Source organism: Tardiphaga sp. 37S4 (assembly GCF_021044645.1).
GTDB lineage: Bacteria > Pseudomonadota > Alphaproteobacteria > Rhizobiales > Xanthobacteraceae > Tardiphaga > Tardiphaga robiniae.
In genome coordinates this window covers 1,729,985-1,750,098 of record NZ_CP088008.1, presented here as the reverse complement: position 1 = coordinate 1,750,098, position 20,114 = coordinate 1,729,985, and the positions used below count along the sequence as shown (strand labels likewise).

The following is a 20,114-nucleotide window of genomic DNA, read 5'->3' as shown; positions in this document are numbered from 1 at the left end:
GGCTCTACTCCGCAATGCGCGTAACGAAACGCGTCTTGATCGGCAGCTTGGCGGCAGCGAGGGTCATCGCTTCCTTGGCAATCTGCGTGGTGACACCGTCGATCTCGAAGATCACTCGGCCTGGCTTGACGCGCGCAACCCACAGTTCCGGGGTACCCTTGCCGGAGCCCATTCGGACTTCAGCGGGCTTCTTCGAAACCGGAAGATCCGGGAACACCCGGATCCAGACGCGGCCGGCACGCTTCATGTGACGGGTCAGCGCGCGACGGGCAGCTTCGATCTGACGCGCGGTCAGACGTTCCGGCGCCATTGCCTTCAGGCCGAACTGACCGAAAGCCAGCGTGGCGCCCGAAGTCGCAACGCCGTGGATCCGGCCCTTATGCGCCTTCCGGAACTTGGTCTTCTTTGGTTGCATCATGGCTTACGCCCTCAAACCTTCTAATTAAACGCTCAAGCAGCGTCGCGACGCGGCCGGGAATTGTCACCCTCGGCCATGCGCTTGTCCTGAGCCATCGGATCGTGCTCGAGGATTTCGCCCTTGAATATCCAGACCTTGACGCCGCAGGTGCCGAACGTCGTGAACGCGGTGGCTACGCCGTAATCGATATCCGCACGCAGCGTATGCAGCGGCACGCGACCTTCGCGATACCATTCCATACGCGCGATTTCCGCACCGCCCAGACGACCCGAGCAGTTGATACGAATGCCTTCGGCGCCGAGACGCATTGCCGACTGCACTGCCCGCTTCATCGCACGGCGGAACGCAACGCGGCGCTCGAGCTGCTGCGCGATCGACTCGGCGACCAGGGTCGCATCGAGCTCCGGCTTGCGGATTTCGACGATGTTGATCACCACGTCCGACGAGGTGATGTCGGCAACCTTCTTGCGAAGCTTGTCGATGTCAGCGCCCTTCTTGCCGATGACAACACCCGGACGAGCCGACTGAATAGTCACGCGGCACTTCTTGTGCGGGCGCTCGATGATGATCTTGGCGACGGCAGCCTGCTTGAGCTCCTTGTGCAGGATCTCGCGGATCTTGACGTCTTCGTGCAACAACTTGCCGTATTCGTTCTTGCCGGCATACCAACGTGAATCCCACGTACGGTTGATGCCAAGACGCAGACCGATTGGATTGATCTTCTGACCCATCTTATTCTCCTGCGCCTGCTTACGCTGCTGCTTCTGCTTCGACCTGACGAACGACAATCGTCAGCTGCGCAAACGGTTTAAAGATACGGCCCGAACGGCCACGGCCGCGCGGACTGAAACGCTTCATCACGATGCCCTTGCCGACATGCGCCTCGGAGACGATCAGTGCGTCAACGTCGAGGTCATGGTTGTTCTCGGCGTTAGCGATCGCCGATTCCAGGCACTTCTTCACGTCGACCGCGATCCGCTTGCGCGAGAACTGCAGGTCGGCGAGTGCAGCCGAAGCCTTGCGGCCGCGGATCATCTGCGCAACCAGGTTCAGCTTCTGCGGGCTCACGCGCAACATGCGGGCGATCGCCTTGGCCTCGTTATCCGGGAGGCTCCGTTCGCGCTTTGGCTTGCTCATGACTTAGTCCTCAGCCCTTCTTGGCTTTCTTGTCGCCGGCGTGGCCATGGAAGGTACGGGTCGGCGAGAACTCGCCGAACTTGTGACCAACCATTTCCTCGTTCACAGCGACAGGTACATGCTTCTGGCCGTTGTAAACGCCGAAGGTGAGACCCACGAACTGCGGCAAGATCGTCGAGCGACGGCTCCAGATCTTGATCACATCATGACGACCAGACGAACGAGCGGCATCTGCCTTCTTGAGCAGCGAACCCTCGACGAACGGGCCTTTCCAGACTGAACGAACCATGTCCGGCGATCCTTACTTCTTCCGCTTGTGGCGGCTGATGAGAATGAACTTGTTGGTCGACTTGTTCGACCGGGTCTTCTTGCCCTTGGTCGGCTTGCCCCAGGGCGTAACCGGGTGACGACCACCCGAGGTACGACCTTCACCACCACCGTGCGGATGGTCGATCGGGTTCATGACGACGCCGCGGTTATGCGGACGCCAGCCGAGCCAGCGGGTACGACCGGCCTTGCCGATCGAGATGTTCATGTGATCCGGGTTCGACACAGCGCCGATGGTGGCGGTGCAACGACCGTGAACCAGGCGCTGTTCGCCCGAGTTCAGACGGATGATCACGTAATCATGGTCACGACCGACGAGCTGGGCATAGGTGCCGGCGGAACGAGCGATCTGGCCGCCCTTCCCGATCTTCATCTCGACGTTGTGGATGATCGTGCCGATCGGCATGTTGCCGAGCGGCATGACATTGCCCGGCTTCACGTCGACATAGCTGCCGGCGATGACGGTATCGCCAACGGCCAGACGCTGCGGCGCCAGGATATAAGCCTGCTCGCCATCGGTGTACTTGATCAGCGCGATGAACGCGGTGCGGTTCGGATCGTATTCCAGACGCTCGACCACAGCCGGAACGTCGACCTTGGAACGCTTGAAGTCGACGATACGATAGGACTTCTTGTGGCCACCGCCACGGAAGCGCACCGTGATGCGACCGGTGTTGTTACGACCGCCAGCCGAGTGCTTGCCTTCGGTCAGAGCCTTGACAGGCTTGCCCTTGTACAGCGCGGAACGATCCACCATGACCAGCTGACGCTGGCCGGGTGTCGTTGGGTTGAATGTCTTAAGTGCCATCGTTGATCGCCCTTACAGTCCGGTCGTAACGTCGATGCGGTGGCCCTCTTCGAGGGTCACGATCGCACGCTTGACGTTCGACTGTGAACCGAGGTTGCCACGGAAGATCTTCGTCTTGCCCTTGCGAACCAGCGTGTTCACGCTCTTTACCTTGACGTCGAACAGCTTTTCGACGGCTTCCTTGATCTGCGGCTTGGTGGCCTTGCCGTCGACCTTGAAAACAACCTTGTTGAATTCAGAAGCGACAGTGGCCTTTTCCGTCACCACAGGGGCGACGATCACGTCGTAATGGCGCGGGTCGATATTCTTCATTTGAAGCGCGCCTCCAACGCATCAAGCGCCGCCTTGGTCAGAACCAGCTTCTGACGACGCAGAATGTCATAGACGTTGATGCCCTGGATCGGCAGCACGTCGATGTTCGGAATGTTACGGGCCGCCTGAGCGAAACCGACATGAACCTCGGCGCCATCGATGATCAGCGCGTTGGTCAGGCCGAGACCCGTGAAGTGACCGAGCAGAGCCTTGGTCTTGGCGGCTTCCAGGTTGGCGTTCTCGATCACGATCAAGCCGCCGTCCTTGGCCTTCGCCGACAGAGCATGCTTCAGCGCGAGTGCACGGACCTTCTTCGGCAGATCGAACGCATGGGAGCGAACGACCGGACCGAAGGCACGACCACCGCCGCGGAACTGCGGAACGCGAGCCGAACCGTGACGAGCACCGCCGGTGCCCTTCTGCTTGTACATCTTCTTGCCAGTGCGCCAGATTTCGGCGCGGCCCTTGGCCTTGTGGTTGCCCGACTGGCGCTTTGCGAGCTGCCAGTTGACGCAACGCTGGATGATGTCGGCGCGCGGATCGAGACCGAAGATGGCATCCGACAGCTCGATCGAGCCGGCGTCCTTGCCCTCAAGCGTGGTGACGTTCAGTTTCATCTCACGCTCCTTCCTGCTCGGCCGCAGGTGCTTCAACGGTCGCACCCTCTCCTGCCAGCTTGAACTTGCCGGGCTTCGGCGCGTCCTTCGGCAGAGCCTTCTTCACCGCATCGCGAACCGAAATCCAGCCGCCCTTGGAGCCGGGAACGGCGCCTTCGACGAGGATCAGGCCGCGCTCGACATCAAGCTGCACGACGCGCAGGTTGAGCGTGGTGATACGATCGACACCCATGTGACCGGGCATCTTCTTGTTCTTGAAGGTCTTGCCGGGATCCTGACGACCACCGGTCGAACCGATCGAACGATGCGAAACCGACACACCGTGCGTGGCGCGAAGACCGCCGAAATTCCAGCGCTTCATACCACCGGCGAAGCCCTTACCGACCGAGGTGCCGGTGACATCGACGAACTGGCCAACCACGAAGTGGTCTGCCTGGATCTCGGCGCCGACCGGGATCAGCGCGTCTTCCGACACGCGGAATTCCGCGACCTTCCGCTTGGGTTCAACCTTGGCGACCGCGAACTGGCCGCGTTCAGCCTTGGGCAAATACACGGTCTTGCGCGAGCCCGATCCGAGCTGCAGCGCGACGTAACCGTTCTTCTCGCTGGTGAGGTGGCCAACCACCTGGCAGTTACCCAGCTTGAGCACGGTCACAGGGATATGTTCACCGGCGTCTGTGAAGACCCGGGTCATCCCGACCTTTTGTGCGATCACTCCGGAGCGCATCGGCGTGCTTCCTGTTCTTTCTGTCCGTTTGACCGGACGGGACCTAAATACTTAGAGCTTGATCTCGACGTCGACACCGGCGGCCAGGTCGAGCTTCATCAAAGCATCGACTGTCTGCGGGGTCGGATCGACGATATCGAGAAGACGCTTATGGGTGCGCATCTCGAACTGCTCGCGGCTCTTCTTGTCGACGTGCGGCGAACGGTTGACCGTGAACTTCTCGATGCGCGTCGGCAGCGGGATGGGTCCACGGACCTGTGCACCCGTGCGCTTCGCGGTGCTTACGATCTCACGGGTCGATGCATCGAGGATACGATGATCGAACGCCTTGAGACGAATGCGGATATTCTGGCCGTTCATTGCCGTGTCTTTCTTTGAAAGCGAATGGTTGTTGCGAGTAGCGAGTAGCGAGACCCGCTACTCACGACTTCCTGTTCGCGTCCTTACTCGATGATGCTAGCGACGACGCCTGCACCGACGGTGCGGCCGCCTTCACGGATGGCGAAGCGCAGCTTTTCTTCCATCGCGATCGGCACGATCAGGTGCACTTCCATGGCGATGTTGTCGCCCGGCATCACCATTTCGGTGCCTTCCGGCAGATGCACAACACCGGTCACGTCGGTGGTGCGGAAGTAGAACTGCGGACGGTAGTTGGTGAAGAACGGCGTGTGACGGCCACCCTCTTCCTTGGTGAGGATGTAAGCCTCGGCCTTGAACTTGGTGTGGGGCTTCACCGAACCCGGCTTGCACAGCACCTGGCCGCGCTCGACGTCTTCACGCTTGGTGCCGCGCAGCAGCGCGCCGATGTTGTCGCCGGCCTGGCCCTGATCGAGCAGCTTGCGGAACATTTCAACGCCGGTGCAGATCGTCTTCTGCGTGGCGCGGATGCCGACGATTTCGATTTCCTCACCGACCTTGACGATGCCGCGCTCGACGCGGCCGGTCACGACCGTACCACGGCCCGAGATCGAGAACACGTCTTCCACCGGCATCAGGAACGGCTGGTCAACCGGACGCTCCGGCTGCGGGATGTAGCTGTCGACATTCTTCATCAGTTCGAGAATGGCGTCGTGACCGAGCTTCTGATCCGAGTTTTCGAGAGCGGCCAGCGCCGAACCCTTGATGATCGGAATATCATCGCCCGGGAAGTCGTACTTCGAGAGAAGTTCGCGGACTTCCATTTCCACGAGCTCGAGCAGTTCCGGATCGTCGACCATGTCGCACTTGTTCAGGAACACGACCAGCGCGGGAACGCCGACCTGGCGGGCGAGCAGGATGTGCTCGCGGGTCTGCGGCATCGGGCCGTCAGCGGCCGACACGACCAGGATGCCACCGTCCATCTGCGCGGCGCCGGTGATCATGTTCTTCACATAGTCGGCGTGGCCGGGGCAATCGACGTGGGCGTAGTGGCGGTTGGCGGTCTCGTATTCGACGTGCGCCGTCGAAATGGTGATGCCGCGGGCCTTCTCCTCGGGCGCCTTGTCGATCTGGTCGTAAGCGGTGAACGTGGCACCGCCCGTCTCTGCCAGCACCTTCGTGATCGCCGCCGTCAGCGACGTCTTGCCGTGGTCAACGTGACCGATCGTACCAATATTGCAGTGCGGCTTGTTACGTTCAAATTTTGCTTTGGCCATGACTCTCTCCGTTTAGTCGTCAACTGTCGCTAACGACAATCAGGCAAACTTCTTCTGGACTTCTGCCGACACATTGGCCGGCGCTTCCGCGTAGTGATCGAATGACATCGAGAACGTTGCACGACCCTGGCTCATCGAGCGCAGCGTGTTCACGTAACCGAACATGTTCATGAGCGGCACCATCGCATTGATGACGTTGGCGTTGCCGCGCATGTCCTGACCCTGGATCTGACCGCGCCGCGAGTTCAAGTCGCCGATGACCGAACCGGTGTAGTCTTCCGGGGTCACGCATTCGACCTTCATGATCGGCTCGAGCAGAACGGACTTGCCCTTCTGCAGCGCGTCGCGGAGTGCCGCGCGCGAAGCAATTTCGAAGGCCAATGCCGACGAGTCGACGTCGTGATAGGCGCCGTCAACCAGCTGGACATGAACGTCGACCACGGGGAAGCCCGCGACCACGCCCGAGGTCATGACACTGTTGAGACCCTTTTCGACGCCGGGGATGTATTCCTTCGGAACCGAACCACCGACGACCTTGGATTCAAACACGAAGCCCGAACCCGGCTCGCCCGGCTCGACCACGAACTTGACGCGGGCGAACTGGCCGGTACCACCGGTCTGCTTCTTGTGGGTGTAGTCGACTTCAGCGCGCTTCGTGATCTTCTCACGGAACGCCACCTGCGGTGCGCCGATATTCGCATCGACCTTGTAGGTACGGCGCAGAATGTCGACCTTGATGTCGAGATGGAGTTCGCCCATGCCCTTCAGGATGGTCTGGCCGGACTCGTGGTCGGTCGACACGCGGAACGACGGATCTTCCGCAGCGAGCTTCGCCAGAGCGACGCCCAGCTTTTCCTGGTCGGCCTTGGACTTCGGCTCGATCGCGATTTCGATCACCGGCTCCGGGAATTCCATGCGCTCGAGAATGACCTGCTTGTCCGGATCGCAAAGCGTGTCACCGGTGCGGGCTTCCTTGAGGCCAGCCAGAGCGACGATGTCGCCGGCAAAGGCTTCCTTGATGTCTTCGCGGTTGTTCGCATGCATCAACAGCATGCGGCCGATACGTTCTTTCTTCTCACGGGTCGAATTCACGACACCGGTGCCGCTCTGCAGAACACCCGAATAGATGCGGCAGAACGTGATGGTGCCGACGAACGGATCGTCCATGATCTTGAATGCGAGCAGAGCCAGCGGCTCCTTGTCGTCCGCCTTGCGGAGGATCTCGTTGCCGTCTTCGTCCGTGCCCTTGATGGCAGGAACGTCAACCGGCGACGGCAGATAATCGACAACCGCGTCGAGCAAAGGCTGCACGCCCTTGTTCTTGAAGGCCGAGCCGCAGAGAACCGGGTAGAACGCGCCAGTCAGCACGGCCTTACGGATCAGACGCTTGAGGGTCGCCTCGTCCGGCTCGGTGCCGTCGAGGTAAGCAGTCATCGCCTCATCGTCGAGTTCGACGGCGGCTTCGAGCAGCTTCTCGCGATATTCCTTGGCCTTCTCGACCAGGTCAGCCGGAATGTCGACGGTCTCGTACTTCGCGCCGAGGGCCTCGTTGTTCCAGATATAGGCCTTCATGATCACGAGATCGACCATGCCGACGAAGTCGTTCTCAGCGCCGATCGGCAGCTGGATCGCAACGGGCTTCGCGCCGAGACGGTCGATGATGTCCTGCAGGCACTTGTAGAAGTCAGCGCCGGTCTTATCCATCTTGTTCGCGAAAACGATCCGCGGAACCTTGTACTTGTCGCCCTGACGCCAGACGGTTTCGGTCTGCGGCTCGACGCCCTGGTTGGAGTCGAGAACGCACACGGCGCCGTCGAGCACGCGCAGCGAACGCTCGACTTCAATCGTGAAGTCGACGTGGCCGGGGGTGTCGATGATGTTCAGGCGATGGCCGTTCCAGAATGCAGTGGTGGCAGCGGACGTGATGGTGATGCCACGCTCCTGCTCCTGCTCCATCCAATCCATCGTCGCGGCACCTTCGTGCACTTCGCCGATTTTGTGGCTCTTGCCGGTGTAATAGAGGATGCGCTCGGTCGTTGTCGTCTTACCGGCATCGATATGCGCCATGATACCGAAGTTACGGTAGTCCTCAATGGCATGTACGCGAGGCATGGGATGTTCCTTAAATTCCGGAGTTTCGCCGTTACCAGCGATAATGCGAGAATGCACGGTTGGCTTCCGCCATCTTGTGCACGTCTTCCCGCTTCTTCACGGCGTTACCACGGTTGTTTGATGCATCGAGCAGCTCAGCCGAAAGACGCTCGGTCATGGTCTTCTCGTTGCGAGCGCGCGCAGCGGTGATCAGCCAGCGAATGCCCAGCGCCTGGCGCCGAATGCTGCGGACTTCAACCGGCACCTGATAGGTGGCGCCACCGACGCGACGCGAACGAACTTCGATCGTCGGCATCACATTTTCCAAAGCCTGCTCGAACACGCCGAGCGGACCCTGCTTGGTCTTCGCTTCGATCATTTCGAAAGCACCGTAAACGATGGTTTCGGCGGCAGACTTCTTGCCGTCATACATGATCGAATTCATGAACTTGGTGACGATGACGTTCCCGAACTTCGGATCCGGGTTAACTTCACGCTTTTCAGCAGAATGGCGACGAGACATCGATCAGACCCCGGCTTACTTCGGACGCTTCGCGCCGTACTTCGAACGACGCTGCTTACGGTTCTTGACGCCCTGGGTATCCAGCACGCCGCGGAGAATGTGGTAACGCACGCCGGGCAAATCCTTGACGCGACCGCCACGGATCATGACCACGGAGTGCTCCTGAAGGTTATGACCTTCACCCGGAATGTAACCGATGACTTCGAAGCCATTGGTCAGACGCACCTTGGCAACCTTACGAAGCGCCGAGTTCGGCTTCTTCGGAGTCGTCGTGTAGACGCGCGTGCAAACGCCGCGCTTCTGCGGCGACTGCTGCAGCGCAGGAACCTTCTTGCGCGACTTCTGAATTGCGCGCGGAGTAGCGATCAGCTGGTTGATCGTCGGCATGTCAGCCTTCACCCTTTAGTTCGCTCGAAGCCGTAACGGCTTCCTCAAAATCACATCGGAGCAACCTGCCCCACGGTTCGCATCACGTGAAAAGCTTCACGCAAAACGAAATCACGCCAACCATTCATTGCTGAACGGAAAGCGCTTAACGCCACAGAGGACCGCGATCATGACCGTCAGACTTACGTCTTTAGGTCTGCACCGAGGTCATGCATTCGAATTTAATCTCAAGAGAGAAGTCTCTCAGGAGACAAACGTCGTTTTGGCATTGCCTTGATATAGCGACAGCGTTTGAGCTTCTTGGTCGAGGTTGGTGCCCAATTAGCTCCGAAAAGCCGACCGGGTGATCCGTTCCGACACTGGCGAAGCTCACCGCCTGTCGTTGAATGGCCGGGTTGTATCCGCAGGGGATACCCAAGTCAACAACAAAGCGCGATGAAAGAAACGCTTCTCGCACTGCATCTTCTAGCATGTGGATCATGACAGAACATACGCGATTTCGACGCCCGCCATGTCATCCACGAAAGAATCCGCGACTCGGATTCGTTGCAGTTTGATGAAAGAGAATCGCCTGGGTTGCGGATTTTTTGCGCCCTGCCCCGCCGACTCGCATCCGATGCAAACCGTACCGCGTCCCGAATCGACACACCGGGCCAGCATCGATCAGCAGCAAATATTACCGGGGGGCCGAATGGAGAGGGACACAGCCCACCCCACCCGACACTCACGACCTGCCAATCAAGTCGACGCAGGGAGCCGCGCTATAACCTTGATCTCGAAATCGAAGCCCGCCAGCCAGTTGACCCCGACCGCGGTCCAGTTCGGGTAAGGCGGCTCGCCAATCACGGCCAATCGGACGGCGTTGACCGCCGCGAACTGCGTGGCCGGGTCGGTGTGGAAAGTGGTCACGTCGACCACGTCGTCGAATGTGCAACCTGCCGCCTTCAGCACGGCCGCGAGGTTATCGAATGCCAGCTGGACCTGCTGTTCGAAGACCGGCTCCGGCGAGCCGTCTTCCCGGCTGCCAACCTGGCCGGAAACAAACAGGAGGTCGCCCGAGCGTATCGCCGCCGAATACCGGTTGATCTCGTAAAGCGCCTGGCGGCCGGCCGGTAAAATCGCGTCGCGTTTGGTCATAGTGTCAGTCCTGTTCAACGATTATATACGCCCCGTATGTCAGAATATTCAGGCGTACGCCTCGTATGTCAATACGCATACAGTGCGTATGTTATTTTACGGAGATGACAGTGGTCGCGAGACGACGAGCGGAAATGGTGGAGGAAACCCGGGCCAAACTCATCCGGGCGGCCCGGACGGCTTTTGCCGCCAAAGGTTATGCGGCGGCATCGATGGACGACCTCACCGCCGAGGCCGGCCTGACGCGCGGCGCGCTCTATCACAACTTCGGCGACAAGAAGGGTTTGTTGCAGGCCGTCATCGATCAGATCGATGCGGAGATGCTGGCACGGATGCGCGCTGCCCGCGGTCAGGCGGACACCGCATGGGACGGGTTTCTCAACGAAGGCGTCGCCTATATCGAAATGTCCCTTGAGCCGGAGATCCAGCGCATCATGCTGCTGGACGGCCCCGCCGTACTCGGCGATCCCTCGCAATGGCCGAACCAGACGGCGTGTCTGCGCACGACAACACAGGCGATTCAACGGCTGATCGACGATGGAACGGTCAAGCCTGTCGATGCCGAAGCGGCGGCCCGTCTGATCAATGGCGCCGCGCTCAACGCCGCGCTCTGGATCGCTGCCGCCGACGATCCCCACGCGGTCCTTACGAAAGCTGTCGAGGCTTTCCGCCAGCTCGCGGCGGGCTTGCTGCGAACGGCGGGATGACCGCCTTACACATCTTCAGATGCGCTCACTCGTCGTCGTCATCCTCGTCATCATCATCGTCGCTGGCAGATGACCTGTGCCGCTGGTCGTCCCAGAGCTGGCGATAGGTACCGTTCAGCGCCAGCAGCTCCTTGTGCGAGCCGCGCTCGATCGCCTTGCCGCCATTGATGACGATGATTTCGTCCATATCCACCACGGCGGCCAGCCGGTGCGTCGACGAAATCAGGGTACGGCCCTTGGCGAGTTTGAACAGCGTCTTGTTGAGCGCCGCCTCGGTTGTCTGGTCGAGGGCGGATGTCGCCTCATCCAGCAGGAGTACCGACGGATTGCGGACGACGGCCCGCGCGATCGCAATCCGCTGGCGTTGGCCGCCGGAGAGCGTATCGCCGCGCTCGCCGACCTGGGTGTCGTATTTGTCCGGAAGGCTCATGATGTAGCGATGGATCTCGGCCTTGCGCGCCGCCTGCTCGACTTCCTCGTCGGTCGCGCCTTCCTTGCCGAGCCGGATGTTCTCGCGGATCGACATGTTGAACAGCATGTTCTCCTGGAACACCACGGCCATGTGTCCGCGCAGGGACTCGCGCGTGATCTTGCGGATATCGACGCCGTCAATGGTCACCCTGCCCTCGTCCGGCATATAGAGCCGCAGAATCAGGTTCAGCAACGTGCTCTTGCCGGAACCGGATGGGCCGACAATGGCGACGGTCTTGCCGACATTGATCTTGAGGCTGAGATTGTCGAGCACCGGCTGCTGGCTGTTCTCATACTTGAACGAGACGCGATCGAACGTGATGTCGTTGACGATGCGCGGCAGCTCCGGTGAGCCGGGCTTGTCGGCACCGCGGGTGGGCTCGTCGAGCATCTCCTCCATGTGCCGCACGGCGGCCGCTGCCTGGATCGACACCGGGATGAAATGCATGACATGGGCGATATTGTAGGACACCTCCCAGAACGCGCTTTCGAAGGTGACGAAGGTACCGACAGTGATCTGCCCCTTGGTGGCGAGATAGGCGCCGATCGCCAGCACCACCAAATGCAGCAGCAATACCGAGACGGTGACCGAGCGCTCGACCATGGTCGACAGGAAGGTCGCCGCCGCAATCCTGTCGCGCGTTTCGTTATTGCGTAGCCGGAACCAGCCCATGGTACGCCGCTGCAGGCTGAAGGCCTTGATCACCGCCTGCGCCGCGATGTTCTCCTGCACCATGCCGAGCACTGAAGCTTCGCTGAGCTTCTGGTCGTAATTGGCCTGCACGGCCTTCGGCGTCAGGATGCGCGGGCCGATCAGTGTGATCGGGAAAATCAATAGCGCGACGGCGGCCAGCTGCCAGTTCAGATACAGCATCAGCCCGATGCCGGCGATGAGTTCGAGGAACGGCAGCAATGCGCTGTTGGCGAAACTCTTGATGGCCGTCTCGAAAGACGACAGATCGATCGAGAAGCGGGACAGAATTTCACCGCGCTTGGTGCGGGCGAAATAGGCCGACGGCAGATCCTGCACGTGATCGAACAGACGCGAGCGGACGTCCGTGATGATCGAGGCTGCCAGTTTGGCGTCCCAGCGCTCGTACCAGATCGCAACGATCGACGTGACAATGCCGGCCACGGCCAGCACCGACAGGATCTTGAACAGCGCGTCGAAGTCTTCCTCGCCGAGCGCGTCGTCGATCAGATATTTGAGGCTGAGCGGCATGATGACGTTGAACAGCGTCTCGACCAGAACGCCGAAGCCAACGAAGCCAAGCAGCTTGCGGTACTTGCCGAGCAACGGCCGCGTGAAACGATAGACCGTTCCGAAGGCACCAGCGGCCTCGCGCGCGGTGAAGACGACCAGTTCCTCGTCATCATCGTCATCGAGCTCGTCGTCTTCATCCTCGTCGTCATCATCGACGGCAGGCTTGGCTTTTGCCGTCTTCTCGACAGCCGGCGGTTTCGTGCTGGGAACCGAAGCGGCGGCAGCGCCAACCGGGAGCGCGAACTTGTCATCGAGCGGCGTGGCCGGCTCGGCCGCGTTCTTGTCGTCAGATGGAGGCTTTGGAGGTGGCTTCGACGCCATGGAACGAACCGTTGCTGCACGGTCTTCGACCGCAAGAATCAATGAAGCGGCCCGGACAGCCACGGCAATGATCCTATGCGATCAGAATGTCCTCGGCAAAGCAACCGAGGGCGGATGCCAAAGATCAATCCTCGGCATCGACCTTGTCGAAGAACGAGTAACGCAGGCTGTCCGCGTCGGCATACCAGTGGCCCGGGCCCTTGCCGGCGGCCAGTGTCGCTTCCCACACCGCCTCGGTGCAGTCGCGGCGATGCATCGACAGGTCGAAGCCGTTGCCGAAGAACAGTTCCGACCATTCCCACCAGGTGCCGAGCTTCTTGACGCCGCGCAGCAGGTCATAGCGATCGATCACCGCCGGCGCCATGTCGGACGTGACCGAGCCGAACACGAGGCCGGTCTTCACGACGCGGTTGAGCTCCTGCACGGCCGTCACCACCTGCTTGTCGCTCACGTGACACAGGCTGGTCTCAAATACGAAATCGAACTGCCCAGCCTTGAAGGGCAGATCGGTGATCGATTCGAGTTTGTTGAACTTCTGCAGCGCCTTTGGCGTCCTGGCGTGGATCGCCTTGTTGTTCTCGACACCCCAGGCGTCGATCCCCCTGGCACGCAGCGCGCCGACCAGTTCGCCTGATGCCGAGCCGGCAACCAGCAGCTTGTAGCCCTTGGCACGGCCCCAGACGATCTTGATGAGATTTGTCAGATAGGCCGGGTCGGTAAACTGGCTCCAGACCTCGCTGTAGGGACCGACGCCGCGATAGTTCTGGAAATAGTCGCGATCAATCTTGTCGGAGATCGTCGTGCCATTCTGACCCTGCGCACGGCGCAGGCGCATCATCTCGGTGAGGATGATGTCGGTGGCGGCATCGGAGGAGTCGAGCAGACCGTTCAGCGTGGAGTCGAACAGATAATCGCCGACCACGACGAGCCCCGGATGATCCTTCGGCTCCGGCCGGTGATTGGTCATCACGTCGCGCACCGGCATGCCGCCGGGGATCGCGTTGACCGACGACAGCCAGCGATGGATCTTGCCTTCCAGCAGATGCGCACGCGCATCGCCAAACGAGGCCGGCAACGACTTCAGCGCGGCATCGATCAACTCATCATCTGTGAGATTGGCAAAGGCCAGCGCGTCGGAGCCTGGCACCAGCCAGTTCAGCACACCGTGCTTGCCGACATCGTGGCGCGCGCCCTCGTTATAGACACAGCAGCCGCCGAAGGCTTCGGACATGAACCAGGCGCCGGAAATCTGCTCGCCCCAGAACGGCGTATCGAACAGCAGCGATATCCGCAGATAATGCGCCGGGCGGTCGAAGTAAGAGACATGCTTGACCATCGACTTGCGCAGCTGCTCGCCGTCCCAGCGCATGGTCGCCAGCCATGAATGCGGCAGGCACATCACCACGAGATCGAAATCGCGGGTGTCCGGCCCCTTGCCGTTCATCATGTCGAGCTGATAGCGGCCCTGCTCGGTCTTGCCGACCTTGAGCACACGGTGATTGAGCCGGATGTCGGCATCGACTTCCGACTGCAGGCAGGAGATCAGCTGCTCGTTGCCGTTCTGGATCGAATAGAGGCCGATATAGCCATCGACATCCATCACGAAGTTCTTCAGCGCATTGAGGCCGTTGGTGTTGTGCGTCTCGGTCGCGATGTCGGAGCGCGCCATCACCTTCAGGAAGCGCTTGGCAATGGGATCGCTGACTTCCTTATCAAGCAGCTCCTCGGCATTTATCCATGCCCAGGGGTGTTCGTTGTCGTGCGAACCGACGCCTTCGTAATATTCGATCGGCGACACCATGCTCGCGCACTTCTTGCGGAAGGCTTCAATGGCGGCTGCGGTCTTCGGGCCGTATTTCTTGCGCATGCCCGGCACGTCGTTGAGCAGCTCGCCGTCCAGCTGCACCTGCTCGGCATCCATCGGAATGGTCTGCAGGCCGAAATGCTGGATCAGCTCGCGCAACGGATCCGGCCCTGTCATCGAGTAATCGTAGATTTCCGCAACGCCAGCTTCGTACATGGCTGGCGCTGTATCGAACTTGCGCGTGAGAATCTTGCCACCGACGCGGTCGGACGCCTCGTAGATGGTGACACGACAGAGATCGCCGAGCTTCTTCTTGAGATACCAGGCGCTCATCAGGCCGCCTGGACCACCACCAACAATTGCAAGATCAAGCATAGGTTTCTTTCACGCGTCGTGTTTGCCGGCGGCAATATCCGGCAACGGTCGATGTAACGTATTCCCAGCCAAAGCGGAATCCGCTGACGCTGCAAGGCTGGCCCGTCGACCCCGTCGACTCGCGCTAACCCCCTCCAAGTGAAAACATTTTTCAGCTGAAGGAAAGATGAACAAAAGCATGTAGTGCGCCGCAACACACGCCAGACGCGAAAAAGGCTGGCTTTCGCCGGCCTTTTCCATGGCATTGATGTGATCTGCAGTGGCAGGTCAGTTGGTCGGCGACAAGACACGCTCCATGACGATGGTCCGCTCCTCACCGTGATAGGCCTCGCGAACGGCCGTGAAGCCCAGTCTCGCGTAAAAAGCCTCTGCGGTGACCGTCGCCGGAACCGTCAAAATCGCAAGCTGGCGTTCGCGGGCGACCCTCTCGATCCGCTGCACCAGCAAACGGCCGATGCCGCGCCCTTGCACGTCCGGCAACACGAACATAGTCCGCAGGGCCTGCCCATCCAGGCTCGCCGTGCCGACAACACGATTGCCCATCTCGGCAACGAACACCTCGCGCTGGTCGATCAATCGTTCGACAGCCGCGGGGCTGAAACTGAGTTCAACCCGCGCGATGATATCGGGCGTGTAATCCTTCGCATTGGTTTCACGCAGCGCGCGGATGATGACGCGGCTGATATCTGCCGCATCACCGGCTTGAGCCGGCCGAATATCGCATGTCATCTGACCGCTCTCCGTTCCCAACGAATGAACAGATCAAAACGAGAAAGGGCCAGCTTGCGCCGGCCCTTTCATTTCTTAAGTCTGCCCGGCCCGATTACTCGGCCGACGGCAGCATCAGCGGCTCGGGCTCTGGAGCCGACGGCACGATCGCCGCCTGCTTCTCGCGCTCGTCGAGGATCATCTTGTCGCGCTTCATTGCGACTTCGCGGATCTTCGCCATCGAGGCGCCGGTACCGGCCGGGATCAGACGGCCGACAATGACGTTTTCCTTGAGGCCTTCGAGCGGGTCCACCTTGCCGTTGACGGCAGCTTCGGTGAGCACGCGCGTGGTCTCCTGGAACGACGCTGCCGAGAAGAACGAACGGGTCTGCAAGCTGGCCTTGGTGATGCCCAGCAGCACAGGGTTTCCGGTCGCGATCTTCTTGCCTTCTTCCTTCGCCTTCAGGTTCAGCGCGTCGAACTCGATCTTGTCGATCTGCTCGCCCGAGATCATGTCGGTCTCGCCCTGATCGGTGATCTCGACCTTCTGCAGCATCTGACGGACAATCACTTCGATGTGCTTGTCGTTGATGAGCACGCCCTGCAACCGGTAAACTTCCTGGATTTCGTTGACCAGATAGGCAGCGAGTTCCTCGATGCCCTTGATCGCCAGAATGTCGTGCGGCGCCGGATTGCCTTCGACGATGTAATCGCCCTTTTCGACGATGTCGCCGTCCTGCAGATGGATCTGCTTGCCCTTCGGAATGAGGTACTCGCGGGTCTCCTCATTCTTGTCGAGCGGCTCGATCGAGATGCGACGCTTGTTCTTGTAGTCGCGTCCAAAGCGGATGGTGCCGCCGATTTCCGCGATGATCGCCGCGTCCTTCGGCTTGCGCGCCTCGAACAGTTCGGCCACCCGCGGCAGACCGCCGGTGATGTCACGCGTCTTCGCGCTTTCCATCGAGACACGGGCAAGAATGTCGCCCGAGGTCACCTTGGCATCGACGTCGACCGACAGAATGGCGTCGGGCGACAGCATGTAACGGGCGTCGCCGCCACGTGCGAGCTTGAGGACCTTGCCGTCCTTGCCCTTGATGACGATAGCCGGACGCAAGTCCGCACCGCCACGCGACGAACGCCAGTCGGTAACGACGCGCTTGGCGATACCGGTGGACTCGTCGAGCGTTTCCGTAATCGACTGGCCGTCGATCAGGTCCTCAAACCCGATCGTGCCGTCGACTTCGGTCAGCAGCGGACGGGAATACGGATCCCATTCCGCGATACGCTGGCCACGCTTGATCATGTCGCCGTTAGCCACGTGAACGCGAGCACCGTACTGGATACGATACGTCGCACGCTCGGTGCCATCGGCGTCAGAGATGGCGATGACCATGTTGCGCACCATTGCAACCATGTGGCCTTCGCCGTTCTTGGCGATGTTCTCGTTCTTGATCGTGATCTTGCCGTCGAAGTTCGACTCGATCACCGACTGCTCGTTGAGCTGCGCCGCGCCGCCGATGTGGAACGTACGCATCGTCAGCTGCGTGCCGGGCTCGCCGATCGACTGCGCCGCGATGACGCCGACGGCCTCACCGTGGTTGACGGGCGTGCCGCGGGCCAGATCGCGGCCGTAGCAGGTGCCGCAGATGCCGTTGACCAGTTCGCAAGTGAGAGCCGAACGGATCTTCACTTCCTGGATGCCGGCCTGCTGGAGCAGATCGACGTCCTTCTCTTCCATCAGCGTGTTGCGCTTGATCAGCACCTTGTTGGTCGCGGGATCGCGAATGTCTTCGCAGGCCGAACGACCGAGAATACGCGACGCCAGCGATGCGACCACCGAACCGGAGTCGATGATGGCGCGCATCTTGATGCCGAGATTGGTGCCGCAATCGGTCTGCGTGATGATGCAGTCCTGCGCCACGTCGACGAGACGGCGGGTCAGGTAGCCCGAGTTCGCGGTCTTCAACGCGGTGTCCGCGAGGCCCTTACGAGCGCCGTGGGTCGAGTTGAAGTATTCGAGAACCGACAGACCTTCCTTGAAGTTCGAGATGATCGGCGTTTCGATGATCTCGCCCGACGGCTTGGCCATCAGGCCGCGCATACCACCGAGCTGACGCATCTGGGCCGGCGAACCACGGGCACCGGAATGCGCCATCATGTAGATCGAGTTGATCTGGGCTTCTTCACCCGCCGCATTCCTCTTCACCGAGGAGATTTCCTTCATCATCTCCTTGGCGACTTCTTCACCCGCCTTCGACCAGGCGTCGACGACCTTGTTGTACTTCTCACCGTGGGTGATCAGACCGTCATTGTACTGCTGTTCGAAGTCCTTCGCGAACGCACGGGTGGCGTCGACGATCTTCCACTTCGAGCCCGGTACGACCATGTCGTCCTTGCCGAACGAGATGCCAGCCTTGAACGCGTTGTAGAAGCCGAGCGCCATGATGCGATCGCAGAAGATCACGGTCTCTTTCTGACCGCAGTGACGATAGACCTGATCGATGACGCCCGAGATTTCCTTCTTGGTCATCAGCTTGTTGATGACGTCGAAGGGCATCTTCGGCGACTTCGGCAGAACCTGACCGAGCATCGCACGACCGGCAGTGGTTTCCACCATGCGCGTGACCGGCTTGCCGTCCGCGTCGAGACCGGACCAGCTGTATTTGATCTTGGTGTGGAGGTGGATGACCTTCGCATGCAGCGCATGCTCGATCTCCGCCATCTCACGATACAGCTTGTTTTCGCCCGGGAGACCCGCACGCATGGTCGACAGGTAGTACAGACCCAGCACGATGTCCTGCGACGGCACGATGATCGGCTGACCGTTCGCTGGATGCAGGATGTTGTTGGTCGACATCATCAGGACGCGCGCTTCCAGCTGCGCTTCGAGCGACAGCGGAACGTGTACGGCCATCTGGTCGCCGTCGAAGTCGGCGTTGAAAGCCGAGCAGACCAGCGGATGCAGCTGGATCGCCTTGCCTTCGATCAGCACCGGCTCGAACGCCTGGATGCCCAGACGATGCAGCGTTGGCGCGCGGTTCAGCAGCACGGGATGCTCGCGAATGACCTCGTCGAGAATGTCCCAGACCTCGGGACGTTCTTTTTCAACGAGCTTCTTCGCCTGCTTCACCGTGGTGGACAGACCCTTGGCGTCAAGACGCGAATAGATGAACGGCTTGAATAGTTCGAGCGCCATCTTCTTCGGCAGGCCGCACTGATGCAGACGCAGTTCCGGACCGACGACGATGACCGAACGGCCCGAATAGTCGACGCGCTTGCCGAGCAGGTTCTGACGGAAACGACCCTGCTTGCCCTTCAGCATGTCGGCCAGCGACTTCAGCGGACGCTTGTTGGCGCCGGTGATGACACGGCCACGGCGGCCGTTGTCGAACAGTGCGTCGACGGCCTCCTGCAGCATGCGCTTTTCGTTGCGGATGATGATGTCCGGCGCGCGGAGCTCCATCAGACGCTTCAAGCGGTTGTTACGGTTGATAACGCGGCGATACAGATCGTTCAGATCCGACGTCGCGAAGCGGCCGCCATCCAGCGGCACCAGCGGACGCAGATCCGGCGGGATCACCGGCACCACCGTGAGGATCATCCATTCCGGCTTGTTGCCGGAATAGCGGAAGGCCTCGACGATCTTCAGGCGCTTGGCGAGCTTCTTGTGCTTGATGTCGGATTCGGTCTCCTTCATCTCGACGCGCAGCTGCTCGTCGAGCTTCTCGAGCTCCAGACCCTTCAACAATTCACGGATCGCCTCGGCACCGATCATCGCGGTGAACGAGTCCTGGCCGTATTCGTCCTGCGCCTTCAGATATTCTTCTTCAGACAGCAGCTGACGGTCCTTGAGCGCGGTGAGACCCGGCTCGAGAACGACGTAATATTCGAAATACAGGATGCGCTCGAGATCCTTGAGCGTCATGTCCAGCAACTGGCCGATGCGCGACGGCAGCGACTTCAGGAACCAGATATGCGCGACCGGAGCAGCCAGTTCGATGTGGCCCATGCGCTCGCGTCTGACGCGCGACAGGGTCACTTCGACCGAGCACTTCTCGCAGATGATGCCCTTGTACTTCATGCGCTTGTACTTGCCGCACAAGCACTCGTAATCCTTGATGGGCCCGAAGATGCGGGCGCAGAACAGGCCGTCGCGCTCGGGCTTGAAGGTACGGTAATTGATGGTTTCCGGCTTCTTGATCTCGCCGTAGGACCACGACAGAATCTTCTCCGGGGACGCAATCGAGATCCGGATCTGGTCGAAGACCTGAGCCGGAGTCGTCGGATTGAAGAGATTCATAATTTCTTGGTTCATCGTCTTCTCCTCGCGTGCCGATCGCCATCAG

Annotated in this window: 19 protein-coding genes; 1 reads left to right on the top strand and 18 read right to left on the bottom strand. The window is 60.4% G+C overall.

Annotated elements, in window-relative coordinates:
• Window positions 1–4: 4 nt before the first annotated feature.
• The 14 genes from rplP to LPB73_RS08415 all read right to left on the bottom strand — a co-directional run bounded on the left by rplP (window position 5) and on the right by LPB73_RS08415 (window position 10,118).
• The gene (gene rplP, locus LPB73_RS08480; protein ID WP_089268171.1) at window positions 5–418 is read right to left on the bottom strand and encodes a 50S ribosomal protein L16; all 414 of its coding nucleotides are present in this window, start codon (window positions 416–418) and stop codon (window positions 5–7) included.
• 32 nt (window positions 419–450) lie between these two features.
• Window positions 451–1,149: a 30S ribosomal protein S3 gene (rpsC, locus tag LPB73_RS08475; protein ID WP_068731624.1), complete on the bottom strand. Its 699-nt coding sequence runs from the start codon at window positions 1,147–1,149 to the stop codon at window positions 451–453.
• Window positions 1,150–1,168: 19 nt separating this feature from the next.
• On the bottom strand, window positions 1,169–1,555 hold the full coding sequence (gene rplV, locus LPB73_RS08470) for a 50S ribosomal protein L22 (protein WP_068731486.1): 387 nt from the start codon (window positions 1,553–1,555) through the stop codon (window positions 1,169–1,171).
• Window positions 1,556–1,565: 10 nt separating this feature from the next.
• The gene (rpsS, locus tag LPB73_RS08465) at window positions 1,566–1,844 is read right to left on the bottom strand and encodes a 30S ribosomal protein S19 (protein ID WP_089268170.1); all 279 of its coding nucleotides are present in this window, start codon (window positions 1,842–1,844) and stop codon (window positions 1,566–1,568) included.
• A gap of 12 nt (window positions 1,845–1,856) precedes the next feature.
• The gene (gene rplB / locus LPB73_RS08460; protein ID WP_068731490.1) at window positions 1,857–2,690 is read right to left on the bottom strand and encodes a 50S ribosomal protein L2; all 834 of its coding nucleotides are present in this window, start codon (window positions 2,688–2,690) and stop codon (window positions 1,857–1,859) included.
• Between the two features lie 12 nt (window positions 2,691–2,702).
• Window positions 2,703–3,002, bottom strand: coding sequence for a 50S ribosomal protein L23 (locus LPB73_RS08455; RefSeq protein ID WP_068731492.1), 300 nt, complete (start codon window positions 3,000–3,002; stop codon window positions 2,703–2,705).
• Entirely contained in the window at window positions 2,999–3,619 is a 621-nt protein-coding gene (rplD, locus tag LPB73_RS08450) for a 50S ribosomal protein L4 (RefSeq protein ID WP_089268169.1), read from the bottom strand. The genes LPB73_RS08455 and rplD overlap by 4 nt, the downstream gene beginning before the upstream one ends.
• A 1-nt stretch (window position 3,620) precedes the next feature.
• Window positions 3,621–4,346, bottom strand: coding sequence for a 50S ribosomal protein L3 (gene rplC, locus LPB73_RS08445; RefSeq protein ID WP_068731496.1), 726 nt, complete (start codon window positions 4,344–4,346; stop codon window positions 3,621–3,623).
• Between the two features lie 51 nt (window positions 4,347–4,397).
• Window positions 4,398–4,706: a 30S ribosomal protein S10 gene (rpsJ, locus tag LPB73_RS08440; protein ID WP_013166261.1), complete on the bottom strand. Its 309-nt coding sequence runs from the start codon at window positions 4,704–4,706 to the stop codon at window positions 4,398–4,400.
• Window positions 4,707–4,789: 83 nt separating this feature from the next.
• The gene (gene tuf, locus LPB73_RS08435; RefSeq protein WP_184517871.1) at window positions 4,790–5,980 is read right to left on the bottom strand and encodes an elongation factor Tu; all 1,191 of its coding nucleotides are present in this window, start codon (window positions 5,978–5,980) and stop codon (window positions 4,790–4,792) included.
• 39 nt (window positions 5,981–6,019) lie between these two features.
• Window positions 6,020–8,092: an elongation factor G gene (fusA, locus tag LPB73_RS08430; protein ID WP_089268268.1), complete on the bottom strand. Its 2,073-nt coding sequence runs from the start codon at window positions 8,090–8,092 to the stop codon at window positions 6,020–6,022.
• A gap of 31 nt (window positions 8,093–8,123) precedes the next feature.
• Window positions 8,124–8,594, bottom strand: a complete 471-nt coding sequence (rpsG, locus tag LPB73_RS08425; protein WP_068731502.1) for a 30S ribosomal protein S7 — start codon at window positions 8,592–8,594, stop codon at window positions 8,124–8,126.
• Window positions 8,595–8,609: 15 nt separating this feature from the next.
• Window positions 8,610–8,981, bottom strand: coding sequence for a 30S ribosomal protein S12 (gene rpsL, locus LPB73_RS08420; protein WP_068731626.1), 372 nt, complete (start codon window positions 8,979–8,981; stop codon window positions 8,610–8,612).
• A gap of 738 nt (window positions 8,982–9,719) precedes the next feature.
• Complete coding sequence (locus LPB73_RS08415; RefSeq protein WP_231080288.1) at window positions 9,720–10,118, bottom strand: RidA family protein; 399 nt, start codon at window positions 10,116–10,118, stop codon at window positions 9,720–9,722.
• A gap of 134 nt (window positions 10,119–10,252) precedes the next feature.
• Between LPB73_RS08415 and LPB73_RS08410 the strand changes: the two genes are divergently transcribed.
• Entirely contained in the window at window positions 10,253–10,825 is a 573-nt protein-coding gene (locus LPB73_RS08410) for a TetR/AcrR family transcriptional regulator (protein ID WP_081421804.1), read from the top strand.
• A 25-nt stretch (window positions 10,826–10,850) separates the two neighbouring features.
• Here the strand turns inward: LPB73_RS08410 and LPB73_RS08405 are convergent, their stop codons facing one another.
• The 4 genes from LPB73_RS08405 to rpoC all read right to left on the bottom strand — a co-directional run bounded on the left by LPB73_RS08405 (window position 10,851) and on the right by rpoC (window position 20,083).
• The gene (locus LPB73_RS08405) at window positions 10,851–12,881 is read right to left on the bottom strand and encodes an ABC transporter ATP-binding protein (RefSeq protein WP_089268284.1); all 2,031 of its coding nucleotides are present in this window, start codon (window positions 12,879–12,881) and stop codon (window positions 10,851–10,853) included.
• Between the two features lie 124 nt (window positions 12,882–13,005).
• Complete coding sequence (locus tag LPB73_RS08400) at window positions 13,006–15,060, bottom strand: FAD-dependent oxidoreductase (RefSeq protein ID WP_231080287.1); 2,055 nt, start codon at window positions 15,058–15,060, stop codon at window positions 13,006–13,008.
• A 267-nt stretch (window positions 15,061–15,327) separates the two neighbouring features.
• Window positions 15,328–15,789: a GNAT family N-acetyltransferase gene (locus tag LPB73_RS08395; protein WP_231080286.1), complete on the bottom strand. Its 462-nt coding sequence runs from the start codon at window positions 15,787–15,789 to the stop codon at window positions 15,328–15,330.
• A gap of 94 nt (window positions 15,790–15,883) precedes the next feature.
• Complete coding sequence (rpoC, locus tag LPB73_RS08390; RefSeq protein WP_089268272.1) at window positions 15,884–20,083, bottom strand: DNA-directed RNA polymerase subunit beta'; 4,200 nt, start codon at window positions 20,081–20,083, stop codon at window positions 15,884–15,886.
• Between the last annotated feature and the right edge of the window lie 31 nt (window positions 20,084–20,114).